Annotated in this window: 12 protein-coding genes; 8 read left to right on the forward strand and 4 right to left on the reverse strand. The window is 66.8% G+C overall.

Going from position 1 to position 17,738, the window contains the following annotated elements; translation table 11 throughout:
• Positions 1-388 precede the first annotated feature (388 nt).
• The 4 genes from DVT68_RS08605 to rsgA all read right to left on the reverse strand — a co-directional run bounded on the left by DVT68_RS08605 (position 389) and on the right by rsgA (position 5,691).
• Positions 389-2,680: an NADP-dependent malic enzyme gene (locus DVT68_RS08605; RefSeq protein ID WP_114824670.1), complete on the reverse strand. Its 2,292-nt coding sequence runs from the start codon at positions 2,678-2,680 to the stop codon at positions 389-391.
• A gap of 130 nt (positions 2,681-2,810) precedes the next feature.
• Positions 2,811-4,088, reverse strand: a complete 1,278-nt coding sequence (locus DVT68_RS08610; protein WP_114824671.1) for a peptidase MATCAP family protein — start codon at positions 4,086-4,088, stop codon at positions 2,811-2,813.
• Positions 4,085-4,564: a hypothetical protein gene (locus DVT68_RS08615; protein ID WP_114824672.1), complete on the reverse strand. Its 480-nt coding sequence runs from the start codon at positions 4,562-4,564 to the stop codon at positions 4,085-4,087. Before DVT68_RS08615 ends, DVT68_RS08610 begins: the two co-directional genes overlap by 4 nt.
• Before the next feature lie 71 nt (positions 4,565-4,635).
• Positions 4,636-5,691 (reverse strand): ribosome small subunit-dependent GTPase A, encoded by a 1,056-nt coding sequence (rsgA, locus tag DVT68_RS08620; protein WP_114824673.1) that lies wholly within the window; start codon positions 5,689-5,691, stop codon positions 4,636-4,638.
• A gap of 146 nt (positions 5,692-5,837) precedes the next feature.
• Between rsgA and DVT68_RS08625 the strand changes: the two genes are divergently transcribed.
• From DVT68_RS08625 to DVT68_RS08660, 8 genes are all read left to right on the forward strand, one after another.
• Positions 5,838-7,079 carry an aminotransferase class I/II-fold pyridoxal phosphate-dependent enzyme gene (locus DVT68_RS08625; protein ID WP_114824674.1) on the forward strand — a complete coding sequence of 414 codons (1,242 nt, stop codon included), beginning with the start codon at positions 5,838-5,840 and terminating at the stop codon, positions 7,077-7,079.
• A gap of 9 nt (positions 7,080-7,088) precedes the next feature.
• Positions 7,089-7,685, forward strand: coding sequence for an SGNH/GDSL hydrolase family protein (locus tag DVT68_RS08630; protein ID WP_114824675.1), 597 nt, complete (start codon positions 7,089-7,091; stop codon positions 7,683-7,685).
• A 336-nt stretch (positions 7,686-8,021) separates the two neighbouring features.
• Positions 8,022-8,879, forward strand: a complete 858-nt coding sequence (locus tag DVT68_RS08635) for a UDP-2,3-diacylglucosamine diphosphatase (protein ID WP_114824676.1) — start codon at positions 8,022-8,024, stop codon at positions 8,877-8,879.
• A 97-nt stretch (positions 8,880-8,976) separates the two neighbouring features.
• Positions 8,977-9,900 (forward strand): Grx4 family monothiol glutaredoxin, encoded by a 924-nt coding sequence (gene grxD / locus DVT68_RS08640; RefSeq protein ID WP_114824677.1) that lies wholly within the window; start codon positions 8,977-8,979, stop codon positions 9,898-9,900.
• A gap of 792 nt (positions 9,901-10,692) precedes the next feature.
• Entirely contained in the window at positions 10,693-13,779 is a 3,087-nt protein-coding gene (locus DVT68_RS08645; RefSeq protein ID WP_114824678.1) for a TonB-dependent receptor, read from the forward strand.
• 383 nt (positions 13,780-14,162) lie between these two features.
• Positions 14,163-14,828, forward strand: coding sequence for a response regulator (locus tag DVT68_RS08650; RefSeq protein WP_114824679.1), 666 nt, complete (start codon positions 14,163-14,165; stop codon positions 14,826-14,828).
• Entirely contained in the window at positions 14,821-16,200 is a 1,380-nt protein-coding gene (locus DVT68_RS08655) for a sensor histidine kinase (protein ID WP_114824680.1), read from the forward strand. Before DVT68_RS08650 ends, DVT68_RS08655 begins: the two co-directional genes overlap by 8 nt.
• An 81-nt stretch (positions 16,201-16,281) precedes the next feature.
• Positions 16,282-17,649: a glutamate--cysteine ligase gene (locus DVT68_RS08660; protein WP_114824681.1), complete on the forward strand. Its 1,368-nt coding sequence runs from the start codon at positions 16,282-16,284 to the stop codon at positions 17,647-17,649.
• Positions 17,650-17,738: the final 89 nt, after the last annotated feature.

Here is a 17,738-nt window from a genome sequence, read left to right on the forward strand (position 1 = left end):
CTTCGCTGGGATGACGTCGAGGGGACGCACACGTCGATGGGTAGCCCCCCAGATGATCTGCGCTCCTCGCGCTCCGTCCTGCTTCCGGAGGGATGCTGGCCGATGAGGGCGCGCTCTCCTTCCTGCGTTTGGAGGAACGACGAAGCAGCAAGGCGCTCGCGGTGTGAGATCTCACACGCAGCCTCGCGCAACATCCAATCAATGCCGGAAGAGCGAATAGGAAATATGAGGCCAGCGTGCCCCCCTCACCCCAACCCTCTCCCCGACGGGGAGAGGGAGTCAGACGCGACTCGCGAGCCAACGCCGAGCGTTGCCTTGATGACTTCCAAAAACAGAAACGGGACCACCAGGGTCCCGTCTCCGCACAAACTTCATTTCACCCGCAAACTCAGCTGCGCCGCTCACTCTGCGCATGACGAATCTGCGCATCCACCGCCGCGATCGCCGTCATGTTCACCACGCGGCGCGGTGTCGCCGCCGGGGTGAGGATGTGCGCCGGCTTGTCGACGCCCATGAGGATCGGCCCGATCGCCACGCCATCAGTCATCACGCGCACTATGTTGTAGGCGATGTTGGCCGAGTCCAGGTTCGGCATCACGAACAGGTTGGCGCGGCCGCTGAGCGTGGTGTTGGGGAACATGCGCAGGCGCAGCGCCTCGTCCCACGCGGTGTCGGCCTGCATCTCGCCATCCATGTCCAGCTTCGGCATGCGCTGGACCAGGATCTCGCGCACCTTGCGCATCTTGGCGGCGCTGGCGTTCTCGTGGCTGCCGAAGTTCGAGTGCGACAGCAGCGCGACCTTCGGCTCGATGCCGAACAGCTTGAGGCGATAGCTGGCCTGCAGCGTGGCTTCGGCGATCTGCTCGGCGGTGGGGTCGCACTGCACGTGCGTGTCGAGGAAGAACCACGCACCCTGGTCGTTGATCACGCCGGTCATCGCCGAGGTGCACGACACGCCCGGGTCGAGGCCGAACACGCTGCGCACGTAACCGAGCTTCTTGTGGAAGCGCCCGACCAGGCCGCAGATCATCGCATCGGCCTCGCCGCGCTCGACCATCATCGAGGCGATCAGGGTCGGACGCGAACGCATCAGGTTCTTCGCCGCCGCCGGCGTGACGCCACGGCGCTCGGTCATGGCGTGGTACTGCTGCCAGTACTCGTTGAAGCGCGGGTCGTCGTTGATGTTGGTGAGTTCGAAGTCCGCGCCTTCGCGCATGCGCAGGCCGAGACGCTGGATACGCGTCTGGATGACGTCCGGGCGACCGATCAGGATCGGGAACGCCAGATGCTCGTCGATCACCGTCTGCACGGCGCGCAGCACGGACTCTTCCTCGCCTTCGGCGTACACCACGCGCTTGATGTCGGCGCGCGCGCGCTCGTAGACCGGCTTCATCAGCAGGCCGGTGCGATAGATGAACTGGCCGAGCTTCTCCTTGTAGACCTCCATGTCCACGATGGGACGGGAAGCCACGCCCGAATCCATCGCAGCCTGCGCCACCGCCGGCGCCAGCATCACCAGCAGGCGCGGATCAAACGGACGGGGGATCAGGTAGTCGGGGCCGAAGGTCGGGATATCGCCGCCGTAGGCGCTGGCGAGGTCGCCGGCTTCCATGCGGGCCAGCTCGGCGATCGCGCGCACGCACGCGGTCTTCATCGCTTCGTTGATGACCGTGGCGCCCACGTCCAGCGCGCCGCGGAAAATGTACGGGAAGCACAGCGCGTTGTTGACCTGGTTCGGGTAGTCCGAACGACCGGTGGCGATGATGCAGTCCGGGCGCACGCGCTTGGCGTCTTCCGGCGAAATCTCGGGATTCGGATTGGCCAGCGCCAGGATCACCGGCTTTTCGGCCATGGTGGCGACCATCTCGGGCTTGAGGATGCCGCCCGCCGACAGGCCGAGGAACACGTCCGCGCCAGCCACGACTTCCGCCAGCGTGCGCTTGTCGGTGTCACGCGCATAGCGCTGCTTGTCCGGATCCATGTTGTCGCGACCGGTGTACAGCACGCCATCGCGATCGAACGCGAGGATGTTCTCCGGCTTCAGGCCCAGCGCCACCAGCATGTCCAGGCAGGCGATGCCCGCCGCGCCGGCGCCGGTGGTGGCGAGCTTGACGTCCTCGATCTTCTTGCCGACCACTTCCAGCGCGTTGACGATGGCGGCGCCGACGATGATCGCGGTGCCATGCTGGTCATCGTGAAACACGGGGATCTTCATCCGTTCGCGCAGCTTGCGCTCGACGATGAAGCACTCCGGCGCCTTGATGTCTTCGAGGTTGATGCCGCCGAAGGTCGGCTCGAGCGAGGCGATGATGTCGACCAGCTTGTCAGGATCGCGCTCGTTGATCTCGATGTCGAACACATCGATGCCGGCGAACTTCTGGAACAGCACGCCCTTGCCTTCCATCACCGGCTTGCCGGCAAGCGGGCCGATGTCGCCCAGGCCCAGCACCGCGGTGCCGTTGGTGATCACCGCCACCAGGTTGCCACGCGCCGTCAATTCGCTGGCGGCGTTGGCATCCTCCACGATGGCCTCGCAGGCGTAGGCCACGCCGGGCGAGTAGGCCAGCGCGAGGTCACGCTGGGTCACCATCGGCTTGGTCGCGGCGACCTTGATCTTGCCGGGATGCGGATAGCGGTGGTACTCGAGTGCAGCGTGGCGCAGTTCTTCAGGAAGGGCCATGGGAGACGTCGACTTGATGTGGGGGGATTCGGGGCCGCGAAGCGACAAGGCTGAATGGTAACACCGGCAACCGCCCTTCCCCGACGATGCGCCGCAGCATGGACGCGCTCTCGTTCACGCTAGGTCGCGATTACAGGCTCAACGACAACTCTTCCGCCTGCACCTTGCCCATGTGGATGCGGTTGACGAACAACGAGAAAGCCAGCTTGCCGGCGAGCCCGTGCACGTGCTGCATCCATGGCGGCAACCAGCGCGGCGGAGCGATCACGCCCGAGTCGAAATACGGTTGCAGGCTGATGACATCGTGCAGGGCCAGCTTGCCGGCGAACAGATGCCGCAGCACGTCCAGCCGTCGCTGCTTGAGCGCCCAGCGGAAGAAGGTGTGCACGGCCAGCAGGCCGGACAGGTACACGTTGTCCTTGGCGAACGCCGCGCCGCCGGTCAGCGGCACGCCGCGGAACACGCGCTGGGCCGAATGGAAGCTGTCGGCCGGGCTTTGCCCGCAGCCGCTGAAGAATCGGTAGACCTCGACGAAGTCCGCGCCGCTGAGCGCCATGTCGATGGCCAGGATGCGCAGGCTGATGCGCTTGAGCCGCGCGATATCGATGGCGCCGGACATCAGCTCGGCGAACACCGCCAGGCCTTCCTGGGTGGCCGTCACGCGCGGCGAGGTGCGCCCCAGCGAACCCAGCAACGGCTGGGCGCGCCCGTTGAGCGCGGTGAGCGAATGCACCAATGCCTCGTGCGCCAGCAACTGGTGGCGATCGTAATCGCTGAAGCGCGTGGCGCCGCCGCGCAAACGGATGCGCGTGGAGCCCGCCGCGGCCTTGGCGGTGAGTTCCGGATCCACCTCCACCGCGATGATCGGCTCGCCGAAGAACGCATCGAGCGTCTTGCTGAGTTCGGCGCGCAACTCCTCGGGCGTGATGCACACGTCCACGTCGTCGAGCAGCAGGTCCGAACCCAACTCGTCGGACAACTCCACGAAATAACGCGCGGCATCGAGGTTGCTGCGATCACTACCAGGGATGGCGTCGCCCGGTCGGCCATACAGCACGATCGAAGGGGCGGTGACGCCGCGGGTGCCGACCGCTTCCAGCATTTCCGCGGCAATGCGCCAGGACTCGGCCGTGCGGCTGAGGTATTCGCCGATGGGATCGTCATAGCTCGCTTCCGCTTCGATCGCAGCCAGTTCAGTGCGCTCGGCGGACAGGTTGGGCGGCTGGTAGTTGATCTCCGGAAGCGTGAACTGGCCGCGGGCGTAGGCCTCGATCATGCGGTCTTCCAGCGATGCCGGCCACGCCACCGTGCTCAGGATGCGAATGCCCTTCACGGCCGCCAGCAGGCGCTGGTCGAGCGCCGCGTAGCGCTGCAGCTCCGGCGCCAACGACGCGCCAGGGGCGTTCATGCCGGCCTCCGGCGCCGCGCATCGATGCGTTCGATCAGGTCCAGCGCCACCGGGCTCGGCTTGAAGGCGCTGAACAGGCTTCGCGGCCCGGCCGGAATGAAACTCACCTGCCGGCCCAGGCGGGACGATTCGACCCGGAGCATCAGGGTGATGCGCGGCGGATTGGTCAGGGTGGTGGCGTTGACGTTGATGATGTTGTCCAGCGCGACGCGGGTGGAATCCCCCTGGTTTTTCACTACCAGCGCGTCGCCATCCAGCCAGACCTCATCGACCAGATCGAACAACAGACGGCGAAACAGCGTGAAACCGACCACCGCCATCACCACCGGGACGCCCATCGACGGCCACATCTCGGGCCGTTTCAGGGCGGCGCCGCTACCGACCCAGACGAGCAGGAACACCGCCAGCATGCCGAACCAGAACACGGGAAACACCCGCTTGTAGAAAAACGTGGAAGGCGACGAAAGCCGCTGCATGCCTGCACCCCGGACCGTGATGGCCCGATAGTAGTGCCTTGGCCTGTCGTCCCGCTAAACGGGCGCGGCGGTTATTCGCGGTCGCGCGGATGCCGGTTGCCGCGGGGCTGGGCCACCGGCCGGCCGCCGCGCTGGCGGCGCAGCTTGGCTTCCAGAGTGGTCGCCTGCTCCTCGCGCTCATCGCGCAACTTGAGGTAGTTGCGCCAGCGCTCGGCCGAGAGATCGCCGCTGTCCAGCGCCGCCTGCACCGCGCAGCCCGGCTCGCTGCCGTGGCCACAGTCGGCGAAACGGCATTGCTCGGCCAGCACCTCGATGTCGGCGAACAGGTCAAGGTTCTCCTCGCCCGTCAGCTTGAGCTCGCGCATGCCGGGCGTGTCGATCAGGCAGCCGCCGCTGGGCAGCTGCAGCAGCGCGCGGTAGGTGGTGGTGTGGCGACCGCGGCTGTCATGGCCGCGCACCTCACCGGTGGCCATCCTTTCGGTGCCCAGCAAGGTGTTGGTGAGGGTGGACTTGCCTGCCCCGGAAGAACCCACCAACACTGCGCTGTCGCCAGGCTGCAGATAGGGCAGCAGCATTGCCACGCAGGCCGGATCCTTGCCGTTGATGGCGTGCACGGGCGTACCGGCCGGCAGGCGCGCGCGCAGCGCGGCCAGCAGCGCGTCGGCGTCGTCGCGGGTGTCGAGTTTGCTCAGCAGCACCACCGGCTGGGCGCCCGAGCCCTCGGTGAGCGACAGGTAGCGCTCGATGCGGGCCGGGTTGAAGTCCCCATCCAGGCCAGTGAGCACCAGCACGTAGTCGATGTTGGTGGCGATGGTCTGGCGCTCGTAGCGCTCGCCGGCCGCGGCGCGGGACAGCACCGTGCGCCGGGGCTGCACCTCCACGATGTGCGGCGGCTTGCCAGGCTCGATCTCGACAAAATCGCCCACGGCCGGGCGATCGGCGGGGTCCAGGCTGCGCTTGAGGAAGTGGCCGGCCGGCTGGGCGCCGAACAGGTGCTCGCCGTCGTGCAGCTCATAGCCGGCACGATGCTGGGCCACCACACGGGCCAGTTGCCGGCCTTGGGCCGGTAGGGACTCGCCGCGCCAACCGATCCGGCGCAGTCGCTCGATAGTCTGGGCATCGGTCATGGCGCGGATTATGCCTTGTGTGCCGCTGCCCCGAAAAAGGCCGAAACACGGCCACATTTGCCCCCCACACCGTGCGAGACGCTGTTAGGATGCGGAAAACGGCGATTTTAGTGCGCCGCAACAACACAAGATGAAGGACGCTCGCGTTGGCCTCGATCAAACCCAGTGCGCACCTGGCGGACGTGCGCTATGAAATCCGTGGTGCGCTCACCCGTCGTTCGCGCGAGCTGGAGGCGGCTGGCCTGCCGATCATCAAGCTCAACATCGGCAATCCGGGCCGTTACGGCTTCGAAACCCCGGCCCACCTGCGCGAAGCGATCGGGCGGCACCTGCACGACAGCGAGGCCTACGGCCACGAGCAGGGGCTCGAGGAAGCCCGCGAGGCCATCGTCGCCCAGCAGCGCCACCGCGGCGCGCGCGGCGTGGATGTGGAGCGTGTGTTCATCGGCAACGGCGTGAGCGAGCTGATCGACCTGAGCCTGCGCGCCCTGCTGCAGCCAGGCGACGAGGTGCTGCTGCCCAGCCCCGACTACCCGTTGTGGAGCGCCGCCACCATCCTCAATGACGGCAAGCCGCGCTATTACCGCTGCCTGGCCGAGCACGGCCACCTACCCGACCCCGACGAGATCGAATCGCTGGTGACGCCGCGCACGCGGGCGCTGGTGCTGATCAACCCGAACAACCCGACCGGCGCCGTCTATCCGAAGGAGCTGCTCGAGCGCATCGTGGCTGTCGCCGCCAAGCACCGCCTGCTGCTGCTCAGCGACGAGATCTACGACGAGATCCTCTACGACGGCACGCCGTTCCAGCCGCTGGCCGAAGTGGCCGGCGACCTGCCATGCGTGAGCTTTGGCGGCTTGAGCAAGGTGCATCGCGCGTGCGGTTACCGCGTCGGCTGGATGAGCTTGTCGGGCGATCCGTCGCGCACCGCCGACTACCGCGATGCGCTGCAGCTGCTGGCGGCCCTGCGCCTGTGCGCCAACGTCACCGCTCAGTGGGCGGTGCGCCCGGCGCTGCAGAGCGCGCCGACCATCAACGCGCTGACTGCCGACGGCGGCCGCCTGCACGAGGCGCGCCGCGCCGCGCTCGAAGGCGTGGCGGCAAGCCAGTTCCTCGACATCGTCGCGCCGTCGGGCGCGCTGTATGCGTTCCCGCGCGTACGCGCCGACCGCCTGGCCGACTTCGACGACAACGCCTTCGCGCTGCGCCTGCTGGAAGAGGAGTCGGTGCTGGTGGTGCCGGGCAGCAGCTTCAACGTGCCGCACAGCCGCCATTTGCGCCTCACCCTGCTGCCGCCGCCCGAACAGATCCGCGAAGTGTTCGTGCGCATCGAGCGCGTACTGGCCGGCATGGCCGCGGCGCACAAGCCGCGCGCCGCCGTGGCCTGACCGGGACGCATGCGTTACCTCGCGCTGGGCGATTCGTACTCGATCGGCGAGGGCGTGGCCGAGTCCGGCCGCTGGCCGGTGCAGCTGGCTGACCGGCTGCGCCAGGAAGGCGTGGCGCTGGCCGCGCCCACCATCGTGGCGACCACCGGCTGGACCACCGATGAGCTGTCCGCCGCCATGGATGGCTCGACCTTCGAGCCGCCCTACGACCTGGTCAGCCTGCTGATCGGAGTGAACAACCAGTACCGCGGCCGCGAAGCGGACGACTATCGCGGTGAATTCCAGCGGATGCTGGAGCGCGCGATAGGACTGGCCGGCGACCGTCCGGGCCGGGTGCTGGTGCTGTCGATTCCCGACTGGGGCGTCACCCCGTTCGCCCAGGCCAGTGGCCGCGACACGGCGGACATCGCGCGCGAATTGGACGTCTATAACGCCATCGCTGCCGAATTGGTGCGCGCCGCTGGCGCATACTGGGTCGACATCACCGGCATCTCGCGCCTGCACCCGGCGCTGCTGGCCGAGGATGGGCTGCATCCGTCGGCGGCGCAGTACACGCTGTGGACAGAGGCGGCGCTGCCCATCGCGCATAGTTTGCTGGCGGCCTAGCCCCGCTCGAATTAGGCGCGCTCGGTGCGTGCTCGCCACTAGCCTGCCTACTTGGCCGTCATCCCAGCGAAAGCTGGGATCCAGTGACTTAGCGTCTGGCATCGGATCGGCGTGGTGGCCGGCATTTTTTGGGGCACGATCGAAAGGCGCTGGATCCCAGCTTTCGCTGGGATGACGGCAGGGGGACCGGGGCAAGTATCGGTCGCGCGCAGAAGCGCCTCTGCAACAGAGCGTGGCAAACCCAGCACCCCGCAACGCTTCTGCAACCAATCCGCCATCGTGCGGTGACGTGTCGGCGGCATGCTGGGCTCCCGGTAACCACCGGGAGAGACTGCCATGGCGACTTTCCACTGCCGCAGCGCCTTCATCTCCGATGTGCATCTGGGCACGCCGGACTGCAAGGCCAGCTACCTGCTCGATTTCCTGCGCAAATTGCGCTGCGAGAAGCTGTACCTGGTCGGCGACATCATCGACATGGAAGCGCTGGCGCGCCGCACCTGGTGGCACGCCGACCACGGCGCGGTGATCGCGGAGGTGCTGGACATGGCACAGCGCGGCGTCGAGGTCACCTACATCCCCGGCAACCATGACGCGCCGGTGCGCGGACTGGCCGGGCAGAGCTTTGGCGGCGTGAAGATCGCGCTGGACGCGGTGCACGAGGGCGCGGATGGGCGCCGCTACCGCGTGAGCCACGGCGACGAATTCGATCCGGAGCAAATCGGGCGCACATGGATCGTGCACCTGGGGGAAGTGATGCACCGCTTCATCTGCTGGACCAACCGCCGGGTCCACGCGATGCGCCGCCGTCTGGAACTGCCCTACCTGCCGCTGTCGATCATCGTGAAGTCGCACATCGGCAAGGCGTTGGCCTATATCCGCGCCTACGAAGAGCGCGTGGCCGGCGACGCGCGTGAGCGCGGCTTCGACGGCCATATCTGCGGCCACATCCACTTTGGCCACGTGCGCGACATGGACGGCGTGCTCTACCTCAATGACGGCGACTGGGTGGAGCACTGCACGGCGCTGGTGGAGGACCATACCGGCGCCATGGAGCTGATCCACTGGAGCGAGCAGACCGCCCCGCTGGGACGGGCCAGCCGCGAACTGGTGCTGCCTTCGCCTGCCGCCGCGCTGGCGCTGGCTCCGCTGACCCGCAACCGGCTGGAGCTGGGCGAACTGCGGCCGGCCGCCTGAGGGACCGCGCCATCGCTCAAAACGCCGCACCTTGAAGGCGCGCCGGGCGTCGGCATATCAAGGGGGCTACAATTTGCCCTCTTTGCCGGAGTCTTCCATGTCCCTCGACAGCGCCACCCGCGAACGTATCGAATCCCTGCTGCAGAGCCACCGCGTGGTGCTGTTCATGAAGGGCACCCGCAACCAGCCGATGTGCGGCTTCTCCGCCGCCGCGACCAACACGCTCAACGAGCTGCTGCCGGAATACCACACGGTCAACGTGCTGGAAGACCCGGAAATCCGCGAGGGCATCAAGGCTTACGGCGACTGGCCGACCATCCCGCAGCTGTACGTGCAGGGCGAACTGGTCGGCGGCGCCGACATCATTCGCCAGATGTACGCCAGCGGCGAGCTGCACACCCTGTTCGGCGTGACCGCGCCGGATCGCACGCCGCCTGAGATCACCATCACCGACAAGGCCGCCGAGGCGATCCGCCAGGGCACGGCCAACGCCCAGGGCCTGGCCCTGCATCTGGAGATCGGCCCGGACCATAGCGCCGGCTTCCAGCTGGCGCCGGGCAGCGACCACGACATCGTGGTCAGCGCCAACGGCATCGAAGTGCACTTCGACCCGGGCAGCGCCCAGCGCGCCAAGGGCATCGTGATCGACTGGGTGTCCACCGTGCAGGGCGAGGGCCTGAGCCTGAAGTTCCCGGGCGCCCAGGAGATCGGCTCGCTCACCGTGCAGGAACTCAAAGCCCGCCTCGCCGCCGGCGACGTGACCCTGGTGGACGTGCGTCCGGCTGCCGGACGCGCGCAGGCCGCCCCGTTGCCGCAGGCGCGCGTGCTGGAAGAGGAAGGCTACGAAACCCTGGCCAACCTGCCCAAGGACACCGCCATCGCCTTCATCTGCCACCACGGCATGTCCAGCCGCGGCGTGGCCGAGCGCTTCGCCGCGCACGGCTTCACCAAGGTCTACAACGTGGAGGGCGGCATGGACGCCTGGTCGCGCGACATCGACAGCTCGGTGCCACGCTACTAAGCACAAGGTTTCAATTGTTACTACCTGAAAAGCGCCCCTTGGGGCGCTTTTTATTTGCGTGAAGACTATGTGAAATTTAACTGGCGTTCAGGTGATTTGACCCGAATCGTTACTTGTTACGTTTTTCTCAAAAGACCTTCGCATCTTCATGCGCTATTCGCTGCAGGGCGGCGTAAGCGAGCTCCCGCCGATGCGCATTCTTGCGTATGCGCCGCGCCCGGCCGGCCAATAAGCGCACCGGTAAGCCACTCCGGTTTGCCTATCACGGCAGGTTTTTGCGTCCCACCCCAGCCAGATCGTTACAGTTGTGTAACGTTTCAGCTAGACGTAAGGTCGATGGGGCAACGCGACCGGCGCCTTGGGCGCTACCGCGGCATGCTGGGGAGCATCACACCAAGCGGAAGTCCGTATCGCCACCTGGGCACAACAGCGTGGCGCGGGGTTTTGCGGCCCATAGAAAAGTTGTTGCGATCTTTCGGGGACGCATTTTCCGGGCGGCGGCGCGACGCAAGTCGCGGGCGCCACCACCAAGGGGAGAGGGAGTCATGACGTTGCAGTACCCATGGGCCGCACCAGACCTCGGCGGGACCGCTGGCCCATTCGCGCGCGCGCGGAATGCCACCAGCTAAGTCACAGAACTAACTACGGGGTTCCCGCGACGCGGGGCGCCCCTCGATGAATCAGGGCTAGTCATACCAACCCGTGCATGCCACGGGTTGCGGCCGCGTGCACCCGCGCGTCCGCAGGCCAGCCCGACGCTTTGAGTCGTACCACCTGGCTTGAGAGGAAAGCATGTCCATCCATCGATTCGTATCCACTGCCCGCAACCAGTCGTTGCGACACACCGCGCTGGCCCTGGCCATCGCCGCCGGCGTCACGCTGGCGGGCCCTGCCGCCGCCCAGAGCTCCACCGGCGCGATCTTCGGCACGGCGCCGGCCGGCGACTCCGTGCTCATCCAGAACGACGGCGGCGTCAGCCGCGAAGTCTCGGTTGACGCCAATGGCCGCTACACGGCCGGCAGTCTGCCGCTGGGCTCGTACACGGTGAGCCTGAAGAAGGACGGCGCCGTCGTCGACTCGCGCTCTAAGGTTTCCCTGACCGTCGGCGCGGGCACCCAGGTTTCGTTTGCCGCGACGGCCGCTGCCGAAGCCAAGAGCCTTGGCGCGGTGACCGTCATGGCCAATGCACTGCCGGCCATCGACGTGAGCCAGATGGACACGCGCACGGTGATCACTGCCGACGACCTGTCCAGGCTGCCGGTGGCGCGCAGCGCCGAGGCGATCGCCATCCTGGCGCCGGGCGTGAACACGGGTAGCTCGTACTTCACCGGCCCGACCGGCCAGACGCTGGTGTCCTTCGGCGGCTCCTCCATTGCGGAGAACGCCTATTACATCAACGGCTTCAACACCACCGACGTGCTGCACAACTTCGGCGGCATCACCCTGCCCTACGGCGCCATCGACCAGCAGCAGATGCTCACCGGCGGCTACGGCGCGGCTTACGGCCGTTCGGACGGCGGCGTGATCAACCAGGTCGGCAAGCGCGGCACCAATGACTGGCACTTCGGCGCGCAGGTCGTCTGGCAGCCCAAGTTCGGCGAGTCCGATCCGGATAACGGCTTCTATCCCACCGGCCCGCAATTCCTGAGCAATTCGGCCGGCGGCCGCCAGGGCCAGATCTACCAGTTCCGCAACGACAACAAGTCGTGGGAGCGCGCCGAGGACTTCTACTTCGGCGGCCCGCTCATCAAGGACACGCTGTATATCTTCGGCGCCGTCGAGGACAACCACATCAACGATGGCGTGAACGTCGCCTCGCGCTCCACGCTGACCCAGACGAACTACTCGTACGATCGTCCGAAGTACTACGGCAAGATCGACTGGAACATCAACGACAGCAACATCCTCGAGTTCACCGGCGTATCCAACAAGTCGATGTACTCGGGCAACACCTACAAGTACACGTATGCGCCGCCGGCAACGCAGGGCACGCAGGGCGCCTTCCTCGGCCCGGCGACGTACACCAAGGGCGGCGCCGACCTGTGGACCACCAAGTACACCGGTTACATCACCGATGATCTGACCGTCGAAGCGCTCTACGGCAAGATGAACCAGATCAACTACAGCCGTGCGGCCGGTGGCAGCGAAGCCTATGTGGTGAGCGCGGCCAACCAGGACCCGACCATGCTTCCGGCGGGTTCCAGCGGCATCACCGGTCCGCAGATCAACGAGACGGTCGACGATCCCAACGCCCGTGACAAGACCTCGAATCTGCGCCTGGACGTGAACTACAAGATCGGCACGCACTCGATCACGGCCGGCATCGACAACCTGGACCTGAACTCGATGGACATCGGCACCACGCCGTCGGGTCCGGGCTATTACTGGGTTTACTACCATGGCGCCCCGACCGCGCCGATCTCCTCGCTTCCCGGCGAAAGCGTGGGCGCGCCCGGCGGCAATGGCTACTACGTGGCCAAGACCATCTACTCCAATGCCGCCAGCGCTCGCGTGAAGCAGCGCGCCCAGTTCATCGAGGACGCGTGGCAAGTGACCGACCGCGTGCTGCTGAACCTCGGCATCCGCAACGACCAGTTCACCAACTACAACCCCGATGGCATCCCCTACCTGCGCCTGACCAAGCCGCAGTGGGCGCCGCGCATCGGCGCCAGCTGGGACGTGTACGGCGACTCCTCGCTCAAGGTCTACGGCAACGCCGGTCGCTACTACCTGGCGGAGCCGGCCAACGTGGCCATCCGCGGCGCCGCAGGCAGCACGTACACCTCGCAGTACTTCACCTATACCGGCATCGATGCGAGCACCGGCGCGCCGACGGGCCTGACCCAGATCCCGCAGGACCGCTACCCAGGCGTGTCGGCCAACAACGAGTTCGGCGTGCCGCCTGACCCGAAGACGGTGACCAGCGCCAACGCCAAGGCGGAATACCAGGATGAGTACATCGCCGGCTTCGACAAGACGCTGGACATGTTCGACCAGCACTGGGTCTGGGGCGCCAAGGGCACCTATCGCGTGCTGCGCAACGACCTGGACGACGTGTGCGATGACAACACCATCATGAATTACGCCGCCGCGCAGGGGCTGGATCCGGTGGCTGCACTGGGCTCCACCGGCTGCTACATCATGAACCCGGGTCGCACGGCGAACATCAATGTCTCCAACGGCGCGGGCGGCTACAGCACGTTGACCATTCCGTGGTCGGCGTGGGGCATGCCCACCCTGCTGCGCAAGTACGTGGCCGCCAACTTCTACCTGGAGCATCCGTTCGACGGCAAGTGGTACGGCCGCATCGACTACGTGTGGTCGCACAACTTCGGCAACACCGAAGGCTCGGTGCGCTCGGATATCGGCCAGACGGACGTGTCGCAGACCGAGGACTGGGATAACGCTGGCGTCATGACCTACGCCAACGGTGACCTGGCCAATGATCGTCGCCACCAGCTGAAGATGGTGGGCTACTACCAGATCACTTCGGAATGGCTGGTCGGCGGCAACGCCCAGATCCTCTCCGGTACGCCGAAGATGTGCCTGGGTTATTTCGGCTCGACCCAGGATGACCCGTTCGGCTACGCCGCCGCGTATCACTTCTGCGGTCCCAGCGGCACGCCGGCAGCTCCGGGCTCCACGGGTCGCACGCCGTGGCAGGAGATCTTCAGCCTCAACGCCGAATACCGCCCGAACTGGGCCGGCAAGAAGCTGGCGTTCGACGTGATGGTCTACAACATCTTCGACAAGCAGGTGATCACCCAGTACTACCAGACCTCCGAGTCCGGTCCGTCCACCCTCAGCAGTCGCTGGCAGACGCCCATCTCGTGGACCACCCCGCGCTACGTCCGCTTCTCGGTGAGCTACGACTTCTGATCCCGGTGACAGCAGGAAGGCTCCCCGGCGACGGGGAGCCTTCCGAGCCGATCAGAACGTAGCGAAAGCTTGTTTACCGCCCGCAAGCGGCGTGGCAAGACGGCCTCGGCCACACCGAATCCGAACTTGTCTGCGCGCCTGTTCGTTCCAGTACCCGCGCACGCCCTGCTGGGCGCGCGCCACACCTTCTCACCCTCCAGTGAGACAAAGCTTCCACTGCCGCCTACCGAGTCCGGGCGGACGGCGGAGGCATCTTCCCGAACTTGGCCGCCGGCGCCCCCGGCGGCCGTCCTTTTGAGGTATATCGAGTGAGGAAAGGCTGACGACGGCTACGCCGCTCGGTCGCCTGTTAGCATGACCCGACCTATCTGGTTGTGTGCCCTATGCGTATTTTGCTAGTCGAAGACGATTCTCTGGTTTCCGATGCCATCACGCGCGGTTTGGTTGGCACCGGCTACGTGGTTGACCCGGTTCCTGACGCCGAATCGGTCGCCGCCCGTCTGGCCGACACCCACTACGACCTGGCCATCGTCGACCTGGGCCTGCCCGGCGAAGACGGACTGAGCCTGGTGCGCAAGCTGCGTCGCAGCGGCAGTTCGCTGCCCCTGCTGATCGTGACCGCGCGTGACGGACTGGACGATCGCATCAACGCGCTGGATCTCGGCGCCGACGACTACCTGGTCAAGCCGTTCGCGCTGCCCGAGCTGGCCGCGCGTTGCCGCGCCCTGATCCGCCGCGCCACCGCGGCTGCGGCCAACGAGATCGTGATCGGCGGCCTGCGCATCGACCTGTCCGGACGCCGCGCGCTCAACGCCGCCGGCGAGGTGCTGGAACTGACCCGCCGCGAGTGGTCCATCCTCGAGTGCCTGGCCCACCACAGCGGACGCGTGGTGAGCAAGGAGCGCCTCACCCAGGCCATCACCGGCTGGAGCGAGGACATTTCCGGCAACGCAATCGAAGTGCACGTCTCGCGCCTGCGCAGCAAGCTTGGCGGTTCGGCCACGGTTCGCGGCATCCGTGGGCTGGGTTACCGCCTTGAAGATGGCTGAGCGTCGCGGCCCCACCAGCATCCATGGGCGCCTGCTGAGTTACCTGCTGGCGCCGGTGGCGCTGTTGCTGGTGGCCGGCGTGGCCGTCGATCACCACGTCATCGTCAACCCGATCCACAACGCGTTCGACCACTCGCTGTCGCGCGCGGCGCTGGCGATCGTGGCGCGCATTCATCCCGGCCCGGACGGACAACCGCAGGTAGGCCTGCCGGAGCATCCGTCGCCGCCGCTGCGGGCGATGGCCGGCGAACACTTCTTCTACCGGGTCAGCCTGCCTGACGGCACGACCCTGGCCGGCACCCCCGAATTACCCCTGGCGCCCGACGACCAGTCGGCGGACGGTTTCAACTTCGTCAACATCAATTTTCGCGGTGAAGCGTTCCGGCTGGCCAGCTATCGCACCAGCGAAACCGGCGATCCGCTGGTGGTGACCGTGGCCGAAACGCCGCTGCGGCGCGACCGCGCGGTGCATCGGCTGGACGTCGCCTTCCTGATCAACGACACGGTGCAGATGACTGCGGTGCTGCTGATTGCGCTGGTCGGCATCCGTATCGCGGTGCGCCCGCTGCAGCGGCTGAGCCGGCAGATCATCGGCCGTCCGCCGGAAGCGCTGACGCCGCTATCGACCGAGCAGGTGCCCACCGAGGTGCTGCCGGTGGTGGAGTCGCTCAACACGTTGCTGGACCGCGTGCGCGACTCGGTGCTTTCGCAGCAGCACTTCCTGGCCAACGCGGCGCACCAGTTGCGCACTCCGCTCACCGGCTTGAAGGCCCAGCTCGAAGTGCTCGGCCGGGATACGGCGGGCACGCCCCTGCAGGAACGCATCGCACTGCTGCATGGCGGCGTCGACCGGCTGGCGCATACCGCGAACCAGCTGCTGACCCTGGCGCGAGCCGAACCTTCCGCGCACCGCGACAGCCACTTCACCCCGCTGGACCTGCAACACCTGGTGGGCGAGGTGATCGACAGCTCGCTCGATCGCGCCCTCGCCCACGGCATCGACCTGGGCGCCGACAGCCGGCCGGTGCAGGTCAACGGCGTCTACTGGCTGCTGCACGAGCTGCTCAACAACCTGATCGACAACGCGATTCGCCATACCCCGGCGGGCGGCAACATCACCATCCGCTGCGGCGCCGAGGATGGGCACGCCTTCCTGGAAGTGGACGACAGCGGCAGCGGCATCCCCCCGTCCGAGCGCGAACGCGTGCGCGAGCGCTTCTACCGTGGCGGCGGCAATGCCAACGATGGCTGCGGTCTGGGCCTGGCCATCGTGGACGAAGTCGCCCGCGTGCACCGGGCGCAGCTGAGCATCCATGACGGCAGCACCGGGCGCGGCGCCCGCATGCGGATCGACTTCAGCGACCCGGCCTGATTTGTCCGGCGCCACCCGGGGGACTTTGAAAACGGGCCTGTCCGCCCCAAAGTGGGGGGCAGCCTTTGACTGGAGTCCCCCGTGTCCATTCCCAGTGCCGTCAAGAGCACACCGATCGGCAATCGCCAACAGCTGACCGACTACCTGGCCGCGGGGGAGAAACCGCGCGATGCGTGGCGCATCGGCACCGAGCACGAGAAGTTCGGATTCCTCACCGATACCCTGCGCCCACCCACCTTCGAGGGCGAGCGTGGCATCCGCGTCCTGCTGGAAACCCTGGCCTCGCGCTACGGCTGGGAGATCACCCGCGAAGGCGAGCACCCGGTCGCCCTTTCCCGCGGCAAGGCCTCGATAACGCTCGAGCCAGCCGGCCAGCTGGAGCTCTCGGGCGCACCGCTCGAGTCGATCCACCAGACCTGCGGCGAGGTCAATGAACACCTCACCGAGGTGCGCTCGATCGCCGAAGGCCTCGGCATCGGCTTCCTCGGCATGGGCTTCCAGCCCAAGTGGCGCCGTGAAGAGATGCCGTGGATGCCCAAGGGGCGCTACAAGATCATGCGCGAGTACATGCCCAAGGTAGGCAACCTCGGCCTGGACATGATGACGCGCACCTGCACCGTGCAGGTGAACCTGGACTTCGAGAGCGAAGCGGACATGGTGCGCAAGTTCCGCACCAGCCTGGCCCTGCAGCCGATCGCCACCGCGCTGTTCGCCGATTCGCCGTTCACCGACGGCCATCCAAACGGCTACCTCTCCTATCGCTCGCACGTGTGGGAGGACACCGACCCGAACCGCACCGGCATGCTCGATTTCGTGTTCGAGGACGGCTTCGGCTACGAGCGCTATGTCGACTACATGCTCGACGTGCCGATGTATTTCAGCTACCAGAAGGGCGAGTACATCGACCTCTCCGGCCAGGACTTCAAGCGCTTCATGGCCGGCGAGTTGCCGGCGCTGCCGGGCACGCACGCCACCATGAAGGACTGGGCCGACCACCTCACTACCGCCTTCCCCGAGGTGCGCCTCAAGCAGTACCTGGAGATGCGCGGCGCCGACGGCGGCCCATGGAACCGGCTGTGCGCCCTGCCCGCGCTGTGGGTGGGCCTGCTCTATGACGACGACGCCCTGCAGGCGGCATGGGACCTGGTGAAGGACTTCAGCCACGCCGAGCGGCAGGCCTTGCGCGATGGCGTGCCGCGCCACGCGCTGAAACTGCCGTTCCGCAGCCACAGCGTGCGCGAGCTCGCCATCGAGACGCTGAAGATCGCCAGCCACGGCCTGAAGCGCCGCGCGCGGCTCAATCGCAACGGCGCCGACGAGAGCATCTTCCTCGAACCGCTGATCGAGATCGCCGAGGCCAACCTGACCCCGGCCGAACGCAAGCTGGAACTGTTCCATGGCGCGTGGAACGGCAGCGTCGACCCGGTGTTCCGCGAGTTCGCCTACTGAAACCCACGGACCCTGGACACGACCGCAGACCCCGCCTCGCGCGGGGTTTGTTTTGTCTGGCTCCGGCGGGGCCGCCCGGCGGAGCGGTG

Source organism: Dyella solisilvae (assembly GCF_003351225.1).
GTDB classification, from domain to species: domain Bacteria; phylum Pseudomonadota; class Gammaproteobacteria; order Xanthomonadales; family Rhodanobacteraceae; genus Dyella; species Dyella solisilvae.